The sequence below is a fragment of the Vibrio sp. 704 genome, assembly GCF_033339295.1.
The window spans coordinates 1-511 of sequence record NZ_JAWOUH010001045.1 but is presented as its reverse complement, the minus strand read 5'-3'; the positions used below and the strand labels follow the sequence as shown (position 1 = coordinate 511).

The window sequence follows — 511 nt, the reverse complement described above, 5'->3', positions numbered from 1 at the left end:
GAGACATGCGCAGCGCAGTAAGGATGCAAAGTTGTTCACTTCACCATTGTATTCCAGTGCTTCTTGATACACCGTGCTGATAAACTTTGGAACCGTCATGTCTTGCGCACTGGCAATTTCTTCAAGAATCGTCCAAAAACTCGACTCTAATTTTACGCTGGTGGCATGGCCGTCAATGCGGATGGAACGAGTGATAAACTGATAATTATCCTGTGGTTGTTTAGCAAATATTTCGCACATGGTATTCGTAGATATGATTTAAGACGTGCAAATATTGAGTATTGTTGCTCAAAACGTCAACTGTTTTTGCGGATAAAAAAACGCTCTTGTGGGAGAGCGTTGGAACATCACAAGACGTGAAGTAAGTGCAAGATGATTATTTGATTTGTTGCTTTAGGAACTCACCAAGCTCGGAGTGGTGCATGATTTTTGAAACTGGAAGAATGGTTTCTGCAGGCCCCCAAGCGAATACGTTCACTGGTGTATGAGTGTGCGTGCCTGTTCCCCATAC

General features: G+C 43.2%; 1 protein-coding gene. It reads right to left on the bottom strand.

Going from position 1 to position 511, the window contains the following annotated elements; translation table 11 throughout:
• On the bottom strand, positions 1–240 hold a 240-nt coding region (locus tag R7R24_RS30560; protein WP_318120695.1), incomplete at its 3' end, for a ribbon-helix-helix domain-containing protein.
• Positions 241–511 lie beyond the last annotated feature (271 nt).